Annotated in this window: 18 protein-coding genes; 15 read left to right on the top strand and 3 right to left on the bottom strand. The window is 29.3% G+C overall.

Going from position 1 to position 19658, the window contains the following annotated elements; genetic code table 11:
- Positions 1-74 precede the first annotated feature (74 nt).
- The 3 genes from AC4PG3_RS09885 to AC4PG3_RS09875 all read left to right on the top strand — a co-directional run bounded on the left by AC4PG3_RS09885 (position 75) and on the right by AC4PG3_RS09875 (position 3380).
- Complete coding sequence (locus tag AC4PG3_RS09885; protein ID WP_492196466.1) at positions 75-1031, top strand: alpha/beta hydrolase family protein; 957 nt, start codon at positions 75-77, stop codon at positions 1029-1031.
- 182 nt (positions 1032-1213) lie between these two features.
- Positions 1214-1681: a Cys-tRNA(Pro) deacylase gene (gene ybaK / locus AC4PG3_RS09880; protein WP_492196465.1), complete on the top strand. Its 468-nt coding sequence runs from the start codon at positions 1214-1216 to the stop codon at positions 1679-1681.
- 10 nt (positions 1682-1691) lie between these two features.
- A complete protein-coding gene (locus AC4PG3_RS09875; protein WP_492196464.1) occupies positions 1692-3380 on the top strand; it encodes a phospho-sugar mutase in 1689 nt (562 codons plus the stop codon).
- A gap of 37 nt (positions 3381-3417) precedes the next feature.
- On the opposite strand, the gene sdaAA is transcribed toward AC4PG3_RS09875, so the two are convergent.
- Complete coding sequence (gene sdaAA, locus AC4PG3_RS09870; protein WP_492196463.1) at positions 3418-4287, bottom strand: L-serine ammonia-lyase, iron-sulfur-dependent, subunit alpha; 870 nt, start codon at positions 4285-4287, stop codon at positions 3418-3420.
- Between the two features lie 4 nt (positions 4288-4291).
- Entirely contained in the window at positions 4292-4960 is a 669-nt protein-coding gene (sdaAB, locus tag AC4PG3_RS09865; RefSeq protein WP_492196462.1) for an L-serine ammonia-lyase, iron-sulfur-dependent subunit beta, read from the bottom strand.
- A gap of 152 nt (positions 4961-5112) precedes the next feature.
- Here sdaAB and AC4PG3_RS09860 point away from each other — a divergent pair, with 152 nt between their 5' ends.
- The 12 genes from AC4PG3_RS09860 (at position 5113) to AC4PG3_RS09805 (ending at position 19012) form a co-directional block, all read left to right on the top strand.
- Entirely contained in the window at positions 5113-6042 is a 930-nt protein-coding gene (locus AC4PG3_RS09860) for a 1-phosphofructokinase family hexose kinase (protein WP_492196461.1), read from the top strand.
- Positions 6043-6053: 11 nt separating this feature from the next.
- Complete coding sequence (locus tag AC4PG3_RS09855; RefSeq protein WP_492196460.1) at positions 6054-6602, top strand: hydrolase; 549 nt, start codon at positions 6054-6056, stop codon at positions 6600-6602.
- 57 nt (positions 6603-6659) lie between these two features.
- Entirely contained in the window at positions 6660-7748 is a 1089-nt protein-coding gene (locus tag AC4PG3_RS09850; RefSeq protein ID WP_492196459.1) for a metallophosphoesterase family protein, read from the top strand.
- Positions 7745-10180, top strand: coding sequence for an ATP-binding protein (locus AC4PG3_RS09845; RefSeq protein WP_492196458.1), 2436 nt, complete (start codon positions 7745-7747; stop codon positions 10178-10180). The genes AC4PG3_RS09850 and AC4PG3_RS09845 overlap by 4 nt, the downstream gene beginning before the upstream one ends.
- 82 nt (positions 10181-10262) lie before the next feature.
- Positions 10263-10949 carry a metallophosphoesterase gene (locus tag AC4PG3_RS09840; protein WP_492196457.1) on the top strand — a complete coding sequence of 229 codons (687 nt, stop codon included), beginning with the start codon at positions 10263-10265 and terminating at the stop codon, positions 10947-10949.
- A gap of 5 nt (positions 10950-10954) precedes the next feature.
- Positions 10955-11734, top strand: a complete 780-nt coding sequence (nagB, locus tag AC4PG3_RS09835; RefSeq protein ID WP_492196456.1) for a glucosamine-6-phosphate deaminase — start codon at positions 10955-10957, stop codon at positions 11732-11734.
- The gene (gene nagA / locus AC4PG3_RS09830; RefSeq protein ID WP_492196455.1) at positions 11691-12857 is read left to right on the top strand and encodes an N-acetylglucosamine-6-phosphate deacetylase; all 1167 of its coding nucleotides are present in this window, start codon (positions 11691-11693) and stop codon (positions 12855-12857) included. The genes nagB and nagA overlap by 44 nt, the downstream gene beginning before the upstream one ends.
- Positions 12842-13387: a class IV adenylate cyclase gene (locus AC4PG3_RS09825; RefSeq protein WP_492196454.1), complete on the top strand. Its 546-nt coding sequence runs from the start codon at positions 12842-12844 to the stop codon at positions 13385-13387. Before nagA ends, AC4PG3_RS09825 begins: the two co-directional genes overlap by 16 nt.
- 55 nt (positions 13388-13442) lie before the next feature.
- Positions 13443-13640: a hypothetical protein gene (locus AC4PG3_RS09820; RefSeq protein ID WP_492196453.1), complete on the top strand. Its 198-nt coding sequence runs from the start codon at positions 13443-13445 to the stop codon at positions 13638-13640.
- A gap of 442 nt (positions 13641-14082) precedes the next feature.
- Entirely contained in the window at positions 14083-16440 is a 2358-nt protein-coding gene (gene ppsA, locus AC4PG3_RS09815; protein ID WP_492196452.1) for a phosphoenolpyruvate synthase, read from the top strand.
- A gap of 215 nt (positions 16441-16655) precedes the next feature.
- On the top strand, positions 16656-17378 hold the full coding sequence (locus AC4PG3_RS09810; protein ID WP_492196451.1) for an ABC transporter ATP-binding protein: 723 nt from the start codon (positions 16656-16658) through the stop codon (positions 17376-17378).
- Positions 17375-19012, top strand: coding sequence for a putative ABC transporter permease subunit (locus AC4PG3_RS09805; protein ID WP_492196450.1), 1638 nt, complete (start codon positions 17375-17377; stop codon positions 19010-19012). The genes AC4PG3_RS09810 and AC4PG3_RS09805 overlap by 4 nt, the downstream gene beginning before the upstream one ends.
- A gap of 23 nt (positions 19013-19035) precedes the next feature.
- Here the strand turns inward: AC4PG3_RS09805 and rpsD are convergent, their stop codons facing one another.
- The gene (gene rpsD / locus AC4PG3_RS09800; RefSeq protein WP_492196449.1) at positions 19036-19635 is read right to left on the bottom strand and encodes a 30S ribosomal protein S4; all 600 of its coding nucleotides are present in this window, start codon (positions 19633-19635) and stop codon (positions 19036-19038) included.
- Between the last annotated feature and the right edge of the window lie 23 nt (positions 19636-19658).

Here is a 19658-nt window from a genome sequence, read left to right as displayed (position 1 = left end):
GAATCTATAAGTAGAGTGAATAATATGAAAAGTTAAAATCACAATAATATTTGAGAGAAGGGATTGAGTACTATATGAAAAAATTATTATTGATTGTATTATTGCTAATATTTACTACTGCTTGTGTGAAACCAGATGATTTAAATCTAGAAACAGCTACAATGGAAGAATATAATTTAGAAATTGAGAAAGGAACTTTATATGGTACATTGACCTTACCTTCTGGAGAAGAAAAATTTCCAGTAGCTTTAATTATTCAAGGCTCTGGCCCTACAGATAGGGATGGAAATAATGCTATTGCCGGGGAGAATAATAGCTTAAAGATGTTAGCCATATCTCTAGCTAAGGAAGGAATTGCCTCAGTAAGATATGACAAAAGAGGAATTGGTGAGAGTTTAGGGATTGTCAAAAATGAAGAAGACCTTATCTTTGAAGACTACATAGATGATGGAGTAAAGTGGATGGATAAATTAAAAAAAGATGAAAGGTTTAATGAATACTATGTAATAGGACATAGTGAAGGTGCACTTATAGGTGGAGTTGTAGCCAGAGATACAAAATTAGATGGATACATTTCAATTGCTGGAGTGGGTACACCTGCATACAGTGCTTTAGAAAGGCAATTGCAACAACTTCCCCAATACCTATACGATAAAAGTATAAATATTATTGATGAATTAAAACAGGGGAACTTAGTTTCTGAGGTTCCGAAGGATTTAGAAGATGTATTTAGAAGAAGTGTTCAGCCATATTTAATATCCTGGTTTAAATATAATCCTACTGCAATTTTAAAAAAGGTAAATGCTCCTATTTTGATTATACAAGGGGACAATGACCTTCAAGTAATGATAAAGGATGCGGAAGTCTTAAAAGAGGCGTCAGAGGGAGATTTAGCTATAATAGAAGGTATGAATCATGTGCTTAAGGACTCACCTAGAGATAAAAAGAAAAATATAAAAATGTACAATAAGCCAAATGAACCTCTACATCCAAGATTAAAAGAAGTGATTATAGATTTTATAAAAGAATAGGAAAAAACACCTCCAAGTTAAAGCTAAATTAATTTGGAGGTGTTTTTATGGGGAATATATTATATCATAAGAATTATCATGATAAGTCATTTTACTTGTGATAATATTGTAATATAATATAAAATACTTCCATATATTATTATGTTGTATAGATATGGGTATAAAGTTTAAAAGGAGATATTATGAAAAAGACAAATGCAATGAGATTATTGGATTCGAAAAAAATCCCGTATGATATTATATCCTATAGTATTGATGATAATCTCATAGATGGAGAATCTGTAGCTAGAAAAATAGGTAAAGATACAGAGGAAGTCTATAAGACATTAATAGCTAAAGGGAAAAAATTAATTTATGTATTTATAATACCTGTAGACAAACACTTAGATTTAAAAAAAGCAGCAAAAGTTACAGATGAAAAAAAGATAGAGCTTATCCATGTAAGTGATATGCTTAAACTTACTGGATATATAAGAGGAGGTTGCTCACCCATTGGAATGAGAAAACTTTATCCAAGTTTTATTCAAGAGGAGAGCTTAAATTTAGAAAAAATTATAGTAAGTGGTGGAAAAATTGGCTTACAAATCCAACTAAATCCAAGAGATTTATCAAATATTGTTTCAATGGATTTTGTGGATATAATAGAATAGGAGGGTTTATATGAATTATATGGAGAAATATAATCACTGGTTAGAAAGTGATTATTTTGATGAAAAGACAAAGTTAGAATTAAAATCTATTTCTGATTTAAGAGAAATAGAAGAAAGATTTTATAGTGATTTAAAATTTGGTACAGCTGGGCTAAGAGGGAAAATTGGTGCAGGTACAAATAGAATGAATAGATATACTGTTTCAATGGCTACTTATGGTTTAGCTAAGACCATTGTAAACAAAGGGCAAGAAGCAATGGATAGAGGAGTTGCCATAGCCTATGATGTAAGAAAATATTCAGATGAATTTGCAGAAATTGCTGGGAGAGTATTGGCTGCAAACGGAATAAAGACATACTTATTTGATGGAATTAGGCCTACACCATTATTGTCTTTTACAGTTAGAGAACTAAATACTATTTCAGGGATTGTTGTAACAGCCAGTCATAATCCAAAGGAATACAATGGTTATAAGGTATACTGGGAAGAGGGTTCTCAGATACTAGATGAAATTGCAAATGAAATAATGAGTGAAATTGATAAGGTTAAAGACTTTGATGAGATTAAAATTATGGACCTAGACGAAGCAATTGATAAAGGGCTTATAAAGTATATAGGTAAGGAAATAGATGATAAATATAATCAAAGTATATTAGAAAAAGCCATAAATGAGAATATAGATAAAGATATAAGAGTAGTATACACTCCACTTAATGGAACTGGAAATATTCCAGTTAGAAGGGTATTAAAAGATAGAGGATTTAAAAATATATTTGTAGTTAAAGAGCAAGAAAATCCTGATTCTAATTTTACTACTGTAGGATATCCAAACCCAGAGGATCCTAAAGCATTTGAGTATGCAAAGAAATTTGGAAAAGAAAAAGGCGCTGATATTTTAGTTGCTACAGATCCAGATGCAGATAGAATAGCTATGATGGTGAAAGATAAAAAAGGAGAGTATCTGTTTTTAAATGGAAATCAAACAGGGGCATTGCTTATAAATTATATATTTAGTGAAAGATATAAAAAGGGAAATCTACCAGATAATCCTGCCATAGTAAAGAGTATTGTAACTGGAGATTTGGGAAGAGCCATTGGAAAAAATTACGGAATAGACACATTTGAAACTCTAACAGGATTTAAACATATTTGTGCTAAGGCAAATGAGTGGGAAAATACAAATGAACATAATTTTGTCTTTGGATATGAAGAGAGCATAGGCTATACCTATGGAACGCTTGTAAGAGATAAAGATGCTGTTATTACCACTATGATAATAGTTGAGATGGCAGCATATTATAAGAAAATAGGAAAGAGTCTGTTGGAAGTACTAGAAGATATATATATTAAGCATGGATACTATAAGGAAAATCTAATTTCAGTTGTACTAGAGGGATTGGAAGGAAAGAGCAGAATAAAACGAATGATGGATTACTTTAGAGCTAATCCTATAGAAGAAATAGGAGATATGAAATTAGAAAAAACTATAGATTATTTATTAGATGATACAGGAAACGAAAAGAGTAATGTATTAAAATACTATATGGATGATGGATCCTGGTATGCAGTAAGGCCTTCAGGAACAGAGCCAAAGATTAAAATATATATATATTCTAAGGATAAAGATGAAAACAAGGCTAATGAAAAAGTAAAGGAAATAGAAAAGGTAGTTTTAAATCAATTATATAGTATAGACTAAAGAAATTAGGAGGAAGGGTTACCCTTCCTCCTAAAAATTATTTCTTTAAATTTTGCATCCTTTTTAAAGCTGTAGGTGCAGTAGCAACTCCACCCATAGCAGTTTCCTTTAGAGAGTTAGGCAGTGCTTTACCTACTTCATACATAGAATTTACAACTTCGTCAAAGGGAACAAGAGATTCGACTCCAGCTAATGCTAAATCTGCAGATGTAAAGGCATTAACAACTCCAGATGCATTTCTAAGGGCACAAGGATACTCAACTAGTCCTCCTACAGGATCACATACTAGTCCCATAATATTTATAAGTGCAAAGCTAGCTGCGTGGAAAACAGAATCTATACTCCCACCAGCCATACTTACAATTGCTCCTGCAGCCATAGACGCAGCGGCTCCACATTCTGCTTGACATCCACCTTCTGCTCCAGAGACAGTAGCATTTTTAGCTATTATTTGACCTATTGCAGATGCTGTAAATAGCCCATGGATGATATCTTCATCTTTCAAATTTAACTTTTCACTAGCAGAGATAAGTGCACTGGGAAGTATACCAGAAGCACCAGCAGTAGGTGCTGCCACAATTTTTCCCATAGAAGCATTTACTTCAGATGTAGATAGTGCTTTTGCCATAGCGGAATTTATTAAATCACCACTTAAAGTTTTATTGTTTTTTTTGTAGTTTTCAACCTTTTTAGCATCTCCACCTGTCAATCCAGATACAGACAATATTTCTTTATCTAAAGCTGCATTTGCTGAAGTCTTCATTACATCCAATACTTCTTCCATTTTTAATATAACTTCTTCAGATGATATGTTTTTAGACTCTGCTTCTTTTTTAACTACAAGTTCCCAAATATCTAATTGTTCATCTTTACATAAATTTATAATTTCTGCTGCTTTAAAAAACATCTTTTCACCTCGTAATTGGATTTATGAACTTAATGTAGGACATTCCTGTTAAACTAGAAATTTTATTCATCACATCTTGATTTAAAATTGAATCTAGCTCACACACTAAAGTAGCTATATCTTTTTCTCTGCTAACTTTCATAGTAGCTATATTCAAACTTTCACTTGCCAGTATAGAACTTAATTCACTTACAACTCCTTTTCGGTCCTTATATTTAAGAAGTATAGTTGGATTATCTCCAGTTAACTCTACATTATTTCCATTTATATTATTTATAACTATACTTCCCCCACCTATAGAAGAACCTATTATATAAAAATCATCCTTATCTTTATATCTAAAGACTACTTTAACTGTGTTGGGATGGGTGTAACCTAAATCTTTTTCGCTAAAAATTATATTTATATTTTTCTTCTCAATTAATTCAAAGGAATTTTTTATATCTTCATCAGATGGATCCATTCCTAAGATTCCAGCTACTAAAGCTTTATCTGTACCATGTCCCTTATATGTCTTTGCAAAAGAACCATGTAGCATAAATTCTACTTCATAGAAACCAACTCCAGCGATTTCTTTTGCAGTTTTTGAAATCTTAACTGCACCAGCAGTATGAGAGCTTGATGGTCCTACCATTATAGGCCCTAAAATATCAAAAGTACCGTAGTTTTTCATTAAATCCCCCTCCTTATATATTCTCAACTCAATTATATTATTTATATGTATTTTTAGCAAACATTTAAAACAAGATGAATCTTTAAGTTTAGAGATTTATAAGTATACTTTATTGGTATAATAAGAGTAGGACTAAATATGAGGTGATATTTATGATATTTACTGTAGGGTTTGATTCTTTTCTAGAAAAGAGATATTATTTAGATGAATATAATCAATTTAAAGATAATCAAGTTAACCTTGTAGAACCTAATTTAGGTGGAAAATCTTTAAATGCTGCTAGAACTTTGAAAGACTTAAATTTTGATGTCTTTATTACAGGTTTTTTAGGTGGATTAAATGGTAGATTTATTTATGAAGGTTTAAAAGCCTTAAATATTTACAACGATTTTATCAATATAAGAGACGAAACTCCACTGAATATATCAGTTTTCCAAGATAAAGAGTTCTTATTTAAGCTTGAAGAACCAATTCCTAGAGTAACTAGAGAAGAATTGGCATATTTTTACAAATTATATGAAGATATAGTTTATAAATTTGAGTTTATATGTGCTCTAGGTGAAATCCCAGTTGGGATGCCTAAGGATATATATTTTAACTTAATCAAAATAGCTAAAGAACATAGGAGAAGGGTAATATTAGATGCAAGTGGAGAAGAACTATCTCTTGGAATTGAAGCAATTCCATTTATGGTTAAATTAAAGCTAGAAGATTTAGAAGAGCTAAGCAAAGTAAATACTAATTTTGAAAGTGAAATAATAAAACTAGCCTATGCTTATATTGAAAGGGGAATCAAAATTATTGTAATTGATTTAGAGGAAAAAGGTAGTATAGTACTTACAGAAAATTTCGGTTATAGGGTAGAAATTACAAATATAGATGAAAAACTAAAAGAAGACAATGGATATATGGTAGCAGGATATGCATTAGGGCTAAGTAGAAAATATGATTTGGAAACAATTGTAAAATTAGGACAATCAATGAGAATTATTTATAGTAATAATGACTATACAAATGTTATAGATATGAGCGATATAAAAAAGAAGATGAAGGATATTGAAGTTAGAAAGATAAATTATTAGGAGGAAAAATAATGGAAAAATTTACATTAAATAGGGAAGACTGTGTTTTATTAGTAATTGATATTCAAGAGAGACTTGTGAGAGTTATGGAGAATAAGGATAGAGTAGTTAAGAACACTTCTATATTATTAGAGAGTTCAAAGGTATTAAATATTCCTGTAATTATTACTGAACAATATCCGAAGGGGCTTGGAGATACTATAGAAGAAATAAAAGAGAGTAGAGAAGATGTAAAGGTATTTGAAAAAAATAGTTTCACAGCTTATATAGAGGGAGTAAAAGAGGAGCTTAAAAGCTTAGGCAGGAAAAAAATTATCATAACTGGTATGGAAACCCATGTGTGTGTTCTTCAAACTAGTAGAGATTTAATCCTTGCAGGATATGATGTGTATATAGTAAAGGACGCTGTATCATCTAGAACTAATTCAAACTATGAAAATGGATTAGAGTTAATAAGGGAAATGGGTGGAGTAATAAATAATACAGAAACAATACTTTTTGATTTATTGAAAAAATCAGGGACTCCTGAGTTTAAGATTATTTCTAAATTAATAAAATAAAACCACCCTAGGGTTGGTTTTATTTTTGTGATATAATTTATCTTAGAGGTGATATGATTGATTCGCTTTGTTCACATAGGGGATATTCATTTAGGATTACAATTTAATTTTAGTTTAAACCATAAAAAAGCTATGGATAGGCGTAGGGAATTATGGTCAAGCTTTGAAAGAGTAGTGCAATATACTAAAGAGAACAATAAGGACTTTCTATTTATTGCAGGAGACCTGTTTGAAAATAGATTTTTTACCTTAGGAGATATGAAAAGATTAGCAGATATTTTAAATTCTATTGAAGATGTAAATATAATCATAGTAGCAGGAAATCATGACTTCTTAGATAAAGACTCTCTTTATAATAGAGTTCATTGGTCTGAAAATATTACTATATTTACTGGAAATGGTTTAGATAAAAAGATATATAAAGATCTAGATACTGTAGTATATGGATATAGTTGGGACCAGATTCAAATGAAGGAGAACCATTTATTTGATAATTTTAAAAATGAGTGCGAAGATTTTAAAAAGGTACTTATAATCCATGGAGATATAAATAGAGAATCAAGGTATCTTCCATTAGATTTAAAAGAATTAGAAAGTCTTAATATGGATTATATAGCTTTAGGACATATACATAAGCCAGAAAAGCTTAGACACAATATTGTATATTGTGGATCTTTAGAGCCATTAGACTTTGGAGAATTAGGAGAACATGGCTTTTATGAGGGGGAAATCTCAGAAGATGGCACAAAAGTAAATTTTATTCCATTTAGCAAAAGGGAGTTTAGACAAATTGATATAAATTTAAACCCAAATATGTCCTATTCAGACATAATAAAAGAGTTCACTGATATAGAAAAAACTATTAGATATAAAGATTTTTTTAGGATAAGTTTAAAGGGATATATAGATAGCGATTTAAACCTAAGGGGTTTAAAACATGATTTAGAAGATGAATTTTATCACATTGAGATAAAAGATGATACTTTACCAGATTATGATTTAGAATGGATGGAAGCAGAATACAAGCATACTATTTTAGGAGAATTTGTCTGTGCTATGAAGGATATGGGATTAGAGAATAAAAAAGTAAAAGATGCACTTTATTATGGATTAGATGCTCTTTTAAAGGAGAGAGTTGATTTATGATAATAAAAGAGTTAAATCTAACTGGATTTGGTAAGTTTGAAAATAAAAGAATTCCCTTAAAAGAGGGCATAAATATAATCTATGGTGAAAATGAACAGGGAAAGACAACCATACACAGTTTTATAAATGGAATGTTTTACGGTTTTTTAAAGCCATATGTAAAAAGAACAATATATTTAGATGAGCATGATAGATACAATCCTTGGGATAGTTTAAAATACAGTGGGATTATAAAGTTTTCCTATGATGGGGAAAATTATCAAATTCAAAGGGAATTTACTAAAAACAATGAAAGTACTAAAGTTTTTCTGGATAAAACTGGAGAAGATATTACAAATTCTATAGATAATGGCAATAGTGGTAGAATTTTACAACCAGGTAATCATTTTTTTGGATTTAATAATGGTGTTTATTCAAATACTATATCCATTAGCCAATTAGAAAATCAAACAGAAGAACTATTGGCAAATGAGGTTAGAGATAAGCTTATTAACATAAGTACTACATTAGATGATGAATTATCAGTTGAAAAAGCTATTAGTAGTTTAGAAAAAGCTTTAAGAAATATCGGCAGTAAAAGAGCTAGCAAGAGTTTATATGGGAGTATATATGAAGGATTAAATGAAGACAGGATAGAAAGAGACCATATTTTAAATTATAGAGAAGAATATAGGGATGCATTGAGAAAAAATGAAGATTTAAAAAAGAGTCTAGATTTACAATTAAATGAATTAAAAGACCTAAAAGAAACTTTGCATGAAGTAGAAATACTTAGTAAAAAAAGTATATATGATGAAGCTTTAAGTTTAGAAAAAGATATAAAAGAAATTCAAAAGAGAATAGATTTATATGGAAAATATAAACATATAGAAAACAATGCCTATTTAGATGCAATACAAATCAATAATATGATTAAAAATTTAGAAGAGAAAATTTTAGAGTATGAAGAAAGCCTAAAAAATTTGTTTAATAAAAAGGATTTACTTATATCTGAAAAAGACTATGATTCAAAAGAAGAAAAAGAAATAATAGATAAATATATAGAATATGAAAATTTAGAAGAGGAAAAAGAAGATATAGATACTAGAGAAAACTCAAATCATCTTGAATTCTTAAAAAGGGATTTTGACGAAAACAAGAAATCAAAAGATAAATATGAATCTACTTTAGGGATTACAGTATTTGTATTAATAGGATCTATCCTAGGAGGTATATTTTTAAAAAATTATTTATTTTTTGCAATAAATTTTGTAAGTATACCATTGAGCATATTTTCATTTATAAGGTTTAAAGAAAAAAAACAGACTGTAAATAATATTAAAGTACAGATAAACCAAGGTGAGGAATTAGAAAAGACTAATAAGAATTTGTTGATGGAAATTGAAAAAAAGCAAAGCCAAATTTTACGTTCCTTAGATTTAAATTCAAAATCTGAATTTAAAAGTTTACAACAGAGAATACAAATCAAAATTTATCAAAGAGAAGATAAAGAAGAAAACTTAATAAGCATAGATAAGGAAGTAAATAAATTAGAACATACAATTTTAAGTTTAAAAGAAAATTTAGATTTAAACCATAAGGAATTAAAAAATATATTTGAAAATAATATATCTACAAACTTAAAAGATTTAGAAGAAGGATTAAAGTATAAAAAAATATATGAAACTTCAGTTACAAGTATTGAAAACAAAAAACAAATTTTAAATAGAGTTTTAAATAATAATACTTTAGAAAATTTAAAATTAGAGATAGAATCTTATAAAAAAGACATTTCAAATATAGATAAATTTAATAATATAGAAGACTTAAAAGAAGATATAAATAATAAATCAGAAGAGATTTCAAATATTAAAATTGAAAAAAGTGCATTAGATGAAAAATTAAATTACTTAAACAATAAGATAGCTAAACTAGTAGAAGTCGAAGAAAATATTGATAAAAGAGAAAGACGATTATCATTATTAGATAAGAAAAGGGAATCCATAGAGTTAGCTATAGATACATTAAATAAATTATCTAAAAACATCCATAAAGAATTTGCACCTAAATTAAATGATAGAGTAGGTACCATAGTAGAAGAAATAACTGGTGGAAAATATGTTAATGTTAAAGTTAATGATAAACTTGAAGTAGGAGTCATAAGGCCTGATACTGGCGAGATTGTGGACATTAACTCTTTAAGTGGTGGCACAATAGATCAACTATATTTTGCTTTAAGATTTGGAATTATAGATTCTTTTAATAGAAAAACTCTACCATTAATATTAGATGATTGTTTTATTCAATATGATGACAATAGATTAGAAAATATAATGAAATTTTTAATAGATAAGAGTAAAAATAGACAAATAATATTATTTACTTGTCATAAAAGAGAGATATCTATATTAAATAAACTTAAGTTTAAATTTAATTTAATTAATTTAAGTTAAACTTAAACTTTAAGGTAAAAATGGCCTAAAATGCAGTTTTACAAACTTAAAGTAAAAGATTAACATTAACTGAGGTGGGTAAATGATTTATGCAATCGGAGACTTACATTTTGACCATTCAAAGTCTAAACCTATGGATATATTTGGAGAAAATTGGATAGGTCATGAAGAAAAGATAATTAAAAATTGGGAGAATAAAGTTACAGATAGAGATTTAGTTTTAATTCCAGGGGATATATCCTGGGCATTAAGATTAAATGAGGCAAAGTATGATTTAAATAAAATAGATGAATTGCCAGGGAATAAAATATTGTCTAAGGGCAATCATGATTACTGGTGGCAAAGTTTAAAAAAAATGAAAGATTTAAAGCTTGAAAGCATATCTTTTATCCAAAACAATCATTATATTTATGAGGATATTTTTATAGGAGGAACTAGAGGGTGGATGAGCATAGACAGTGAATCTTCTAAAGAAGATAAAAAAATATTCAATAGAGAGCTTCTTAGACTTGATATGTCTTTATCTAATATAAAGGGAAAGTATAAGAAAAAAATAGTCATGCTACATTATCCACCATTTGATTTTTCTTTAAATCCTAATGAATTTGTAAACATAATGAAGAAGTACAATGTAGATATATGCATTTATGGCCATCTCCATTCAGAAGGCCATAAATATGCTATAGAAGGGAATATAGAAGGGATAAATTTCCATTGTGTATCAAGTGATTTTATTGACTTCAATCCCAAAATAATATTAGGAGAGTGAAAAAGATGAATGTAATTATTGAGAAGAACTATGAAAACTTAAGTAAAACAGCAGCAGACTTATTAGCAACAGAAATAAGAGAAAAAAAAGATATTGTATTAGGTCTGGCAACAGGTAGTACACCTGTAGGAACTTATAAAGAACTCATTAGAAGATGCAAAGAAGGAGATCTAGATTTCTCAGAGGTGAGAAGTTTCAATCTAGATGAGTATGTAGGTATTGATGTAGACAATCCCAATAGTTACAGATATTTTATGAATGAAAATCTTTTTAATCACATAAATATAAAAAAAGAAAATACTATGGTTCCTAATGGGAATGCCAGTGACATAGAAGTTCATGGAAAAGATTACGACAAGATGATTAAAAATGCAGGAGGCATAGATATTCAAATTTTAGGATTAGGTACAAATGGTCATATAGCTTTTAATGAGCCAGCAGATAAATTATCAGCTGGAACTACAGAAGTTAATTTGACAGAATCTACTATAAAAGATAATTCAAGATTTTTTGATAGCATGGAAGAAGTTCCAATAACTGCAATTACAATGGGTGTAGGTAGTATATTAAAGGCAAAAAAGATAATTCTTTTAGCAAGTGGTAAAAGTAAGTATAAAGCTGTAAATAAATTATTAAATGAGACTACTATTTATACTGAATTTCCTGTATCATTTTTAAGAGCTCATCCAGATGTTACTATTATAATAGATAAAGAGGCATATACTGGAAAGGAGTTAGATAATGAAGACAATAATAAGGAATGTGAGGATAATTTCACCATATGAAGTTTTAAGAGATAAGATGGTTGTAATTTCTAATGGTAAGATTGAAAGTATAAGGGATATGGCCTCTATAAAAGAAGAGGATATTAGACATTTTAAAATTATAGATGGTGAAGATAAATATCTTTCACCTGGTTTTATAGATATACACAATCATGGGAATTCTGGATACGATATAATGGATAGTAATGAAGAGGCTCTAGATGAGATGGGAAGATATCATATATCAAATGGAGTAACTTCATATTTGGGGACTGTAATAACTTCATCCTATGAGAATATGATAAATGGGATAGAAAATATAAATGATTATAAAAATAAGAGTGATGCATCTAAAATAATAGGTATCCATCTGGAAGGTCCATTTTTTAATATAGACAAAAAAGGGGCTCAACCAGATAAATATATTGAAGATCCCGATATAGATATGATTGACAAAATAATAGAGATATCTAAAGGAAAGCTAAGGATGGTATCCTTAGCTCCAGAACTTGAAGGTGCTTTAGACATAATAAACATTTTAAAAGAAAAAGATATAAAAGTAGCTATGGCTCACACTAATGCCACATTTGCAGAGGCAAAACTTGGGATAGAAAATGGGGCTAGAATTGCCACACATCTATATAATGGAATGAGAAACTTTAACCATAGAGAACCAGGAGTAGTAGGAGCCTCTCTTACAGATGATAGAGTTTACTGTGAGATTATATATGATAGATTTCACCTCCATGATGCAGCTACTCAGATAGCCCTTACTATGAAAGGTTATGATAAGATTATCTTAGTCTCAGATGCAATGAGGGCAGCTGGATTAAAGGATGGAAAATATGATTTAGGTGGACAAAAGGTAACTGTAAAGGATGGAAAACCTAGATTAGAATCAGGTAATATAGCAGGTTCTACCCTAAACTTAAAAAAGGCTGTATTCAATATGATAAATTATCTTCAAGTTCCTATAAATGAAGCGGTGAAAATGGCTAGTTTAAATCCAGCTAGGGCTATAGGTGTTGATGATAAATTAGGAAGTATTGAAATAGGGAAAGAAGCGGATCTTTTAATATTTGATGAAAATATAGAAATAGACAAAGTATTTCTTGGAGGAAAATTAGCGTGGAAAAAGAATTAGAAGTGAAAATTTTAAATATGGATTTTAATAAATTAGAACAAAAAATTTTACTATTAGGTGGAAATTTAATTGGAGAAGAAAATCAAATAAATACTTTAATTGATTCAAATAAGACTCCAATTAAGTCTTATCTAAATGCATATTTAAGAATTAGAGAGATTGAAGATCTTTTAAATAATACTAAAAAGACAGAATTGACCCTTAAAAAAAACATATCTACAAAGGGATTAAGAGACAATATAGAATACACTACAGAAATAAAAGATAGAGAATCTATGCTTAAGATTTTAAATGAATTAGAATTTGATTTTAATGAAGTTGGTTATAAACATAGAAAGTCTTATACTCTAAATGGAGTAAGATTTGATTTTGATACTTGGGATGAAAAAATTTATCCATATCCTTATATGGAGATAGAAGTGGATAGTCTAAAAAAATTAAATGAAATAATAGCAATTTTAGAAATTCCACAAGATAATGTATCCTTTAAATCTATAGTACAATTAAGAAAAGAAATAAAACTAGTGTAACACATAGCCTCCTAATGAATAAGATATATTAAATCTAAAATTAGGAGGTAATAATATGTTAAATAATTTATTTGGTGGCTGTGGAGACAATAATGATATATTTCTAATTCTAATAATTTTGTTGTGTTGTGGTGGATTTAATGGATGTGGAGATGGACACCATGATGGCTGTGGAGGCGGCTGTGGTGGAGACAGTTGGATATGGATAATTTTATTATTCTTCCTACTTGGAGATAATGGTGGATGCTGCTAATAAAAATAAATATAGATTTAAAAGGCACAGAATTAACTGTGTCTTTTAAATTATAAAAAACAGTAACCAAAACCATAGCTTCAACATAAGATAAATTGAACAATAAATTAAGGAGGTAATATTTTATGGTTGAAGATATGAGCTTAAACAAAACTACTAACAAAGGTTTATTTGGAGCATTTGGAGACAATAGTTCAATGTTGTTTTTCTTCTTAATAGTGATTTTCCTATTACAAAGTTGTGATATTTTCGATTGTCATGATGAGTCACTATTATTCTTCGTACTATTGTTAGTAATATTACTTAGCGGTAGTGGTTGCTGCTTGTAGTATTTACTTAAAATCCCTTAATTGGGATTTTTTTTGTTTAAAAATAAATAAATGTGATGACACATTGGAGAGAATGTGTTATACTTTATATAATTAATAAGGAGGGATATCCTATGAATTTTGATTATATAAAGTGGTTTAATGATGTAAATAAAGAAGATATACCTACAGTAGGAGGCAAGGGAGCAAATCTAGGAGAACTAACTCAAAAGGGACTAAATGTACCTCCAGGATTTTGCGTAACTGCTGATTCTTATACAGAATTTATTGAAGAAAATGAATTAGATGAAGTTATTAAAACATTAATGTATGGATTAGATGAAGAGGATTCTGAAACCTTACAAAGTGTAAGCAATCAAATCAAAAAAATAATAGTAGAAGCAGAAACTCCAGATAAGTTAAGACAAGAAATATTAGATGCCTATAGAGAATTTAGTAAAAGGTTAAATTTAGAAAACCCAGAAGTAGCTGTAAGAAGCTCTGCAACTGCTGAGGATTTACCAGAAGCCTCCTTTGCAGGACAACAAGATACTTATCTACACATAAGAGGAGAAGAAGAATTATTAAAGCATATAAAAATGTGTTGGGCTTCTCTTTGGACTTCTAGAGCTATATACTATAGAGTAAAGCAAAATTTTGATCATTTTTATGTGTCCTTATCTGTAGTAGTACAAAAAATGGTAAATAGTGAAAAATCCGGAGTAATGTTTACAGCAAACCCTATAAATAATAATCCAGATGAGATGATGATTAATTCTAGTTGGGGTCTAGGTGAAGCTGTAGTATCAGGAATTGTTACTCCTGATGAATATACTATTGATAAAAAGAAAAAACTTATAATAGATAAATTCATATCAGATAAGAATGTAATGGTAATAAGAGATGAAGATAAAGTCGGTACATTAGAAGTAAAGGTTAAAGATTATCTAGGTGAAGAAAAAGTAAAAGAAGAATCCCTAAGTGATGATGAACTAAATACATTGATAAACTATGGAATTAAAGTAGAAGAGATGTATGGCAGTTACCAAGATATAGAGTGGGGATTTGATGCTGATACAAAAGAACTATATATATTACAATCAAGACCTATAACAACTTTAAATAATGATGAAAATAAAGGCAAGGTAGTTAAGGAATTAAAAGTATTAGCTAAAGGTCTACCTGCATCTCCTGGTTTTGGAATGGGGAAGGTAAGAAATATAAAAGATATATCTGAAATTGCTTTAGTTCAAGAAGGTGACATAATGGTTACTGCCATGACAAACCCAGATATGGTTCCTGCAATGAGAAGGGCAGCTGCAGTAGTTACAGATGAAGGTGGTAGAACTTGTCATGCAGCTATAGTATCTCGTGAACTACAAATCCCATGTATTGTTGGTGCAAAGAATGCTTCTGTAGTATTAAAAGATGGTATGGAAGTAAGTGTAGATTCTACAATGGGAATAGTATACAAAGGATATATAAAGGAAAAGGAAGTTGCTAAAATAGAGACTAAAGCTACAGATCAAAAAGAAGATACAAAAGCACTATCAAAAGAAATCTTAGCTAATCTTGCTCCTATTACTGGGACTAAAATATATATGAACTTAGGAGAACCTTCTTTAATAGGAAAATATAAAGATTTACCTATGGATGGAATAGGTTTAATGAGAACAGAATTTATCTTTACACATATGATAGGTGCTCATCCTATGTATTTAGTAAAGACAGGTCAAGGTCAACTTCTAGTAGATAAAATGAGTGAGGGAATAATGAATGTAGCAAGAGAAATTTTCCCTAAAAATTTAGTGGTTCGTCTATCAGATTTTAGAACAAATGAATTCAGAGGACTAAAAGGTGGAGAAGAAGTAGAACCTATAGAGGCAAATCCAATGATAGGTTGGAGAGGTGTATCTAGATACGTATCTCCTGAGTATGAAGAAGGATTTAGACTTGAATGTAGAGCTATTAAAAAGGTAAGAGAAGAATATGGACTTACAAATGTAATAGTAATGCTACCATTTGTAAGAACTACAGAAGAGCTTATAAAGGCTAAAGAAATAATGGCAGAAGAAGGACTTAAACAAAATAAAAACTTTAAGATATGGATAATGGCAGAGGTTCCAGCAGTAGTATTACAAGCTGAAGAATTTGCCCAATTAGTAGATGGATTTAGTATAGGTAGTAACGACCTAACACAACTTATAATGGGTGCGGATAGAGATTCTGGTATACTAAACAATATGGGATACTTCGATGAGAGAAATGCACCAGTTAAAAAGGCTATTTCCATACTTATAAAGGCAGCGCATAAATATGGAAAGACAGTATCTATTTGTGGTCAAGGACCTAGTCAATATCCAGAGTTTGCAGAGTTTTTAGTAGAACAAGGTATTGATAGTATGAGTGTAAATCCTGATACTGTGGCATATACAAGAAGATTAGTAGCATCAGTAGAACAAAAAATAATCTTAAAAAGTTTAAGAGGATAATAAATACTAGAAAAAAGGATATTATTTAAATAATATCCTTTTTTTTATAATATTTTTGATTTTATTTAAGATATTACTTTTATTTTCTAATATAATGGTTATAGATATATTTAGAAACATTATATTATTTAATATTATAAATTTATTTATTACAGGAATTATAATAATTGGAACAATAATTATAATTATAAAATTAGGTCAAGGAGGGGAGCTTATTGTTAAAATTAGAAAACATATCAAAGTCATATGGTAAAGGAGATATAAAAGCTGTTGAAAATATTAATTTAGAAGTTAAACCTGGAGAAATTTTTGGATTTTTAGGTCCAAATGGGGCAGGCAAAACTACTACCATAAAGATGATAGTGGGACTTTTAAAACCAGATAGTGGTAAGGTTCTTGTAAAAGATATAAATGCTTGGGAAAATCCTTTGGAGGCTAAAAGAAAAATTAGCTATGTACCAGATAATCCGGAAATTTATGATAAATTAAAGGGGATAGAGTATCTAAATTTTATTGGTGATATGTATGAAATTTCAAAGTCTGATAGAATTGAAAACATGGACTACTATCTTGAATTATTTGATATAAAAGATGCTGTTGGTGATATAATAGGGAGCTACTCACATGGTATGAAGCAAAAGATAGTACTGACTTCCGCCTTATTAACTAATCCAGAACTTTTTATATTAGATGAGCCTATGGTAGGATTGGATCCAAAATCTTCCTTTAATCTTAAAGAAGTAATGAGAAAAATGTGTGATAAAGGGAAAACAGTATTTTTTTCTACCCATGTGCTTGAAGTAGCAGAAAAATTATGTGATCGAATAGCTATAATAAATAAAGGGAAAATAATAGCCTTAGGAACAATGGAGGATTTAAGAATACATGCTAAAAAAAGTCAATCTTTAGAAAATATATTCTTGGAGATGACCAAATGATGAAAAAAATATACTCCTTAATTAGAACCGATTTAAATACTACCTATGGACTATCTTCAATAGCTTATAATTTCAAATCAAAGAAAGATAGGTGGCAGATAATTATATTTGGTATAGCCATATTATCCCTTTTGCCTTCTTATATTTTAATACTCAAATCCTTAAATGGAATGTTTAGTATATATAGTGAAGTAGGCCAAGAATCTATGTTTTTGTTATCAGGATTTTTAATTAGTCAATTACTAATATTCTTTTTTGGTCTACTATATGTAATGAGTAAATATTATTTCTCAAATGACTTAAACCATTTAGTCCCACTACCCATAAAGCCATCCTATATTTTAGGATCTAAATTTGTCACTCTAATTATTAGTGAATATTTGACTTCTTTACCAATTATATTACCATTTATATATATATATGGAACAAAGGGAGAAGAAGGCATGCTTTATTGGTTGTATTCCATATTACTAATCCTTAGCCTTCCAATTATCCCATTAGTCTTAGCATCAGTATTTGTAATGGTATTTATGAAATATACAAATATTGGTAGAAGAAAAGATTTACTAAGAGTAATAGGAGGAGTAGTTTTTTTAGGGCTTATAATATTTATTCAATTTAAAATTCAAAATATAGTTGAAAGATCTCTGATGAATGAAAATATTTTATTTGAATTAGTAAAAGATTCAAGTTTACTAGTAAAAAGGCTTGGATTAGTATTTCCACCAAGTATGTGGGCAACTTTATCCCTATATAACTACGGTAATATATTTGGATTTTATTATCTATTTACTTTTATTGTAGTTGGGATTATGGCCTTTATTATAATGATATCATTAGGAGAAAAAATATTTTTCAGTGGATTGATAGGAAATATTGAAGTTTCAGCTTCCAAGGGTAAAGCTGGGAAAGAAATATCAGTAAGAAATTTATCAAGACAGGGAAAGCCATATATGGCCTTGGCAAAAAAAGAACTTATAATGCTATTTAAGACTCCTGTATACCTTTTAAATGCAATTGGAGGTGTAATAATACTCCCTATACTAATAATCATGACTGGTGGAGGTGAGGGGATAGACTTAATCATTGACTCTATAGGAGGAATAGGATTTATAGTTTCTTTAGGAATGATAAATAGCATAGGAGCAACTACATTTTCCAGAGAAGGAAAAAATCTTTGGATTCAGAGGGTATTGCCTATAAAGGTTGGAGATCAAATAAAGGGAAGAATTCTATCATCTTTGGCGGTTCAAAGTATAGGTTTAGTAGCTGTTATAATTAGTCTAATGTTTATTGTAAAACTTAAAATAAAGACTATATTGTTAATAGGTTTTATAGGGCTTTTAGGAAGCATACCCATGACTCAATTAGGAATGGTAATAGATATAATAAGACCTTATCTAAATTGGGATAATCCTCAAAGAGCCATGAAACAAAATCTAAATGTGTTAATAGGCATGGGGATAGGATTTATTTACCTAGGAGGTATAGGATATTTAACATTTATATCTATAGATAAGATCCATATAAATATAATATTTTTATTATTGATATCAATGTTTATTGTATCAACAATAATTTTATACAAGATATTAGAGAGATTAATAGGAAGACAATTTAGAGAGTTGCAATAAGAAAGGACCCATTGTAGGGTCCTTTACATTGATCTAGAATAAAATTCTATAACTAATTGATCATTTATTTCTATTGGTATATCTTCTCTATTTGGAATACTTGTAAGTTTAGCTGAGAAATTATCCTCATCTTTTTGTATATAAGGATAATTATTTAATAGATTATCCTTAAAATTATCACTAAATAATTCTATATTCTTCGATTTATCCCTTAATGAAATTTCATCTCCAACATTTACTAAATAGGAAGGAATATTTACTTTTTGTCCATTAACCACTACATGACCATGGACTACCATTTGCCTAGCTTGTCTAATAGATAATGCCAAACCCATTCTATAAACTAAATTGTCTAATCTTACCTCTAAAGTTTTAATTAGAGCATGACCTGTTTGTTCAGAGGATCTTTTGGCATCTTTAACATACTTAGCAAATTGTTTTTCAACTACACCGTAGTATGCTCTCAGTCTTTGTTTTTCTAAAAGTTGCATACCATATTCAGATAATTTTTTATCTGCTCTTGAACTTCCCTTAGTAGCTCTATTCATAGCCTTTGGATGTCCACATACATTTAGACCTAATCTTCTAGATTGTTTAAATCTAGGGCCCATCATTTTGCTCATACAATCATCTCCTAAATTATTTG

The sequence above is a fragment of the Tissierella sp. QWL-11 genome (genome assembly GCF_058683765.1).
The sequence above is the reverse complement of the archived record's forward strand: the minus strand, read 5'-3'. Positions and strand labels throughout refer to the sequence as shown.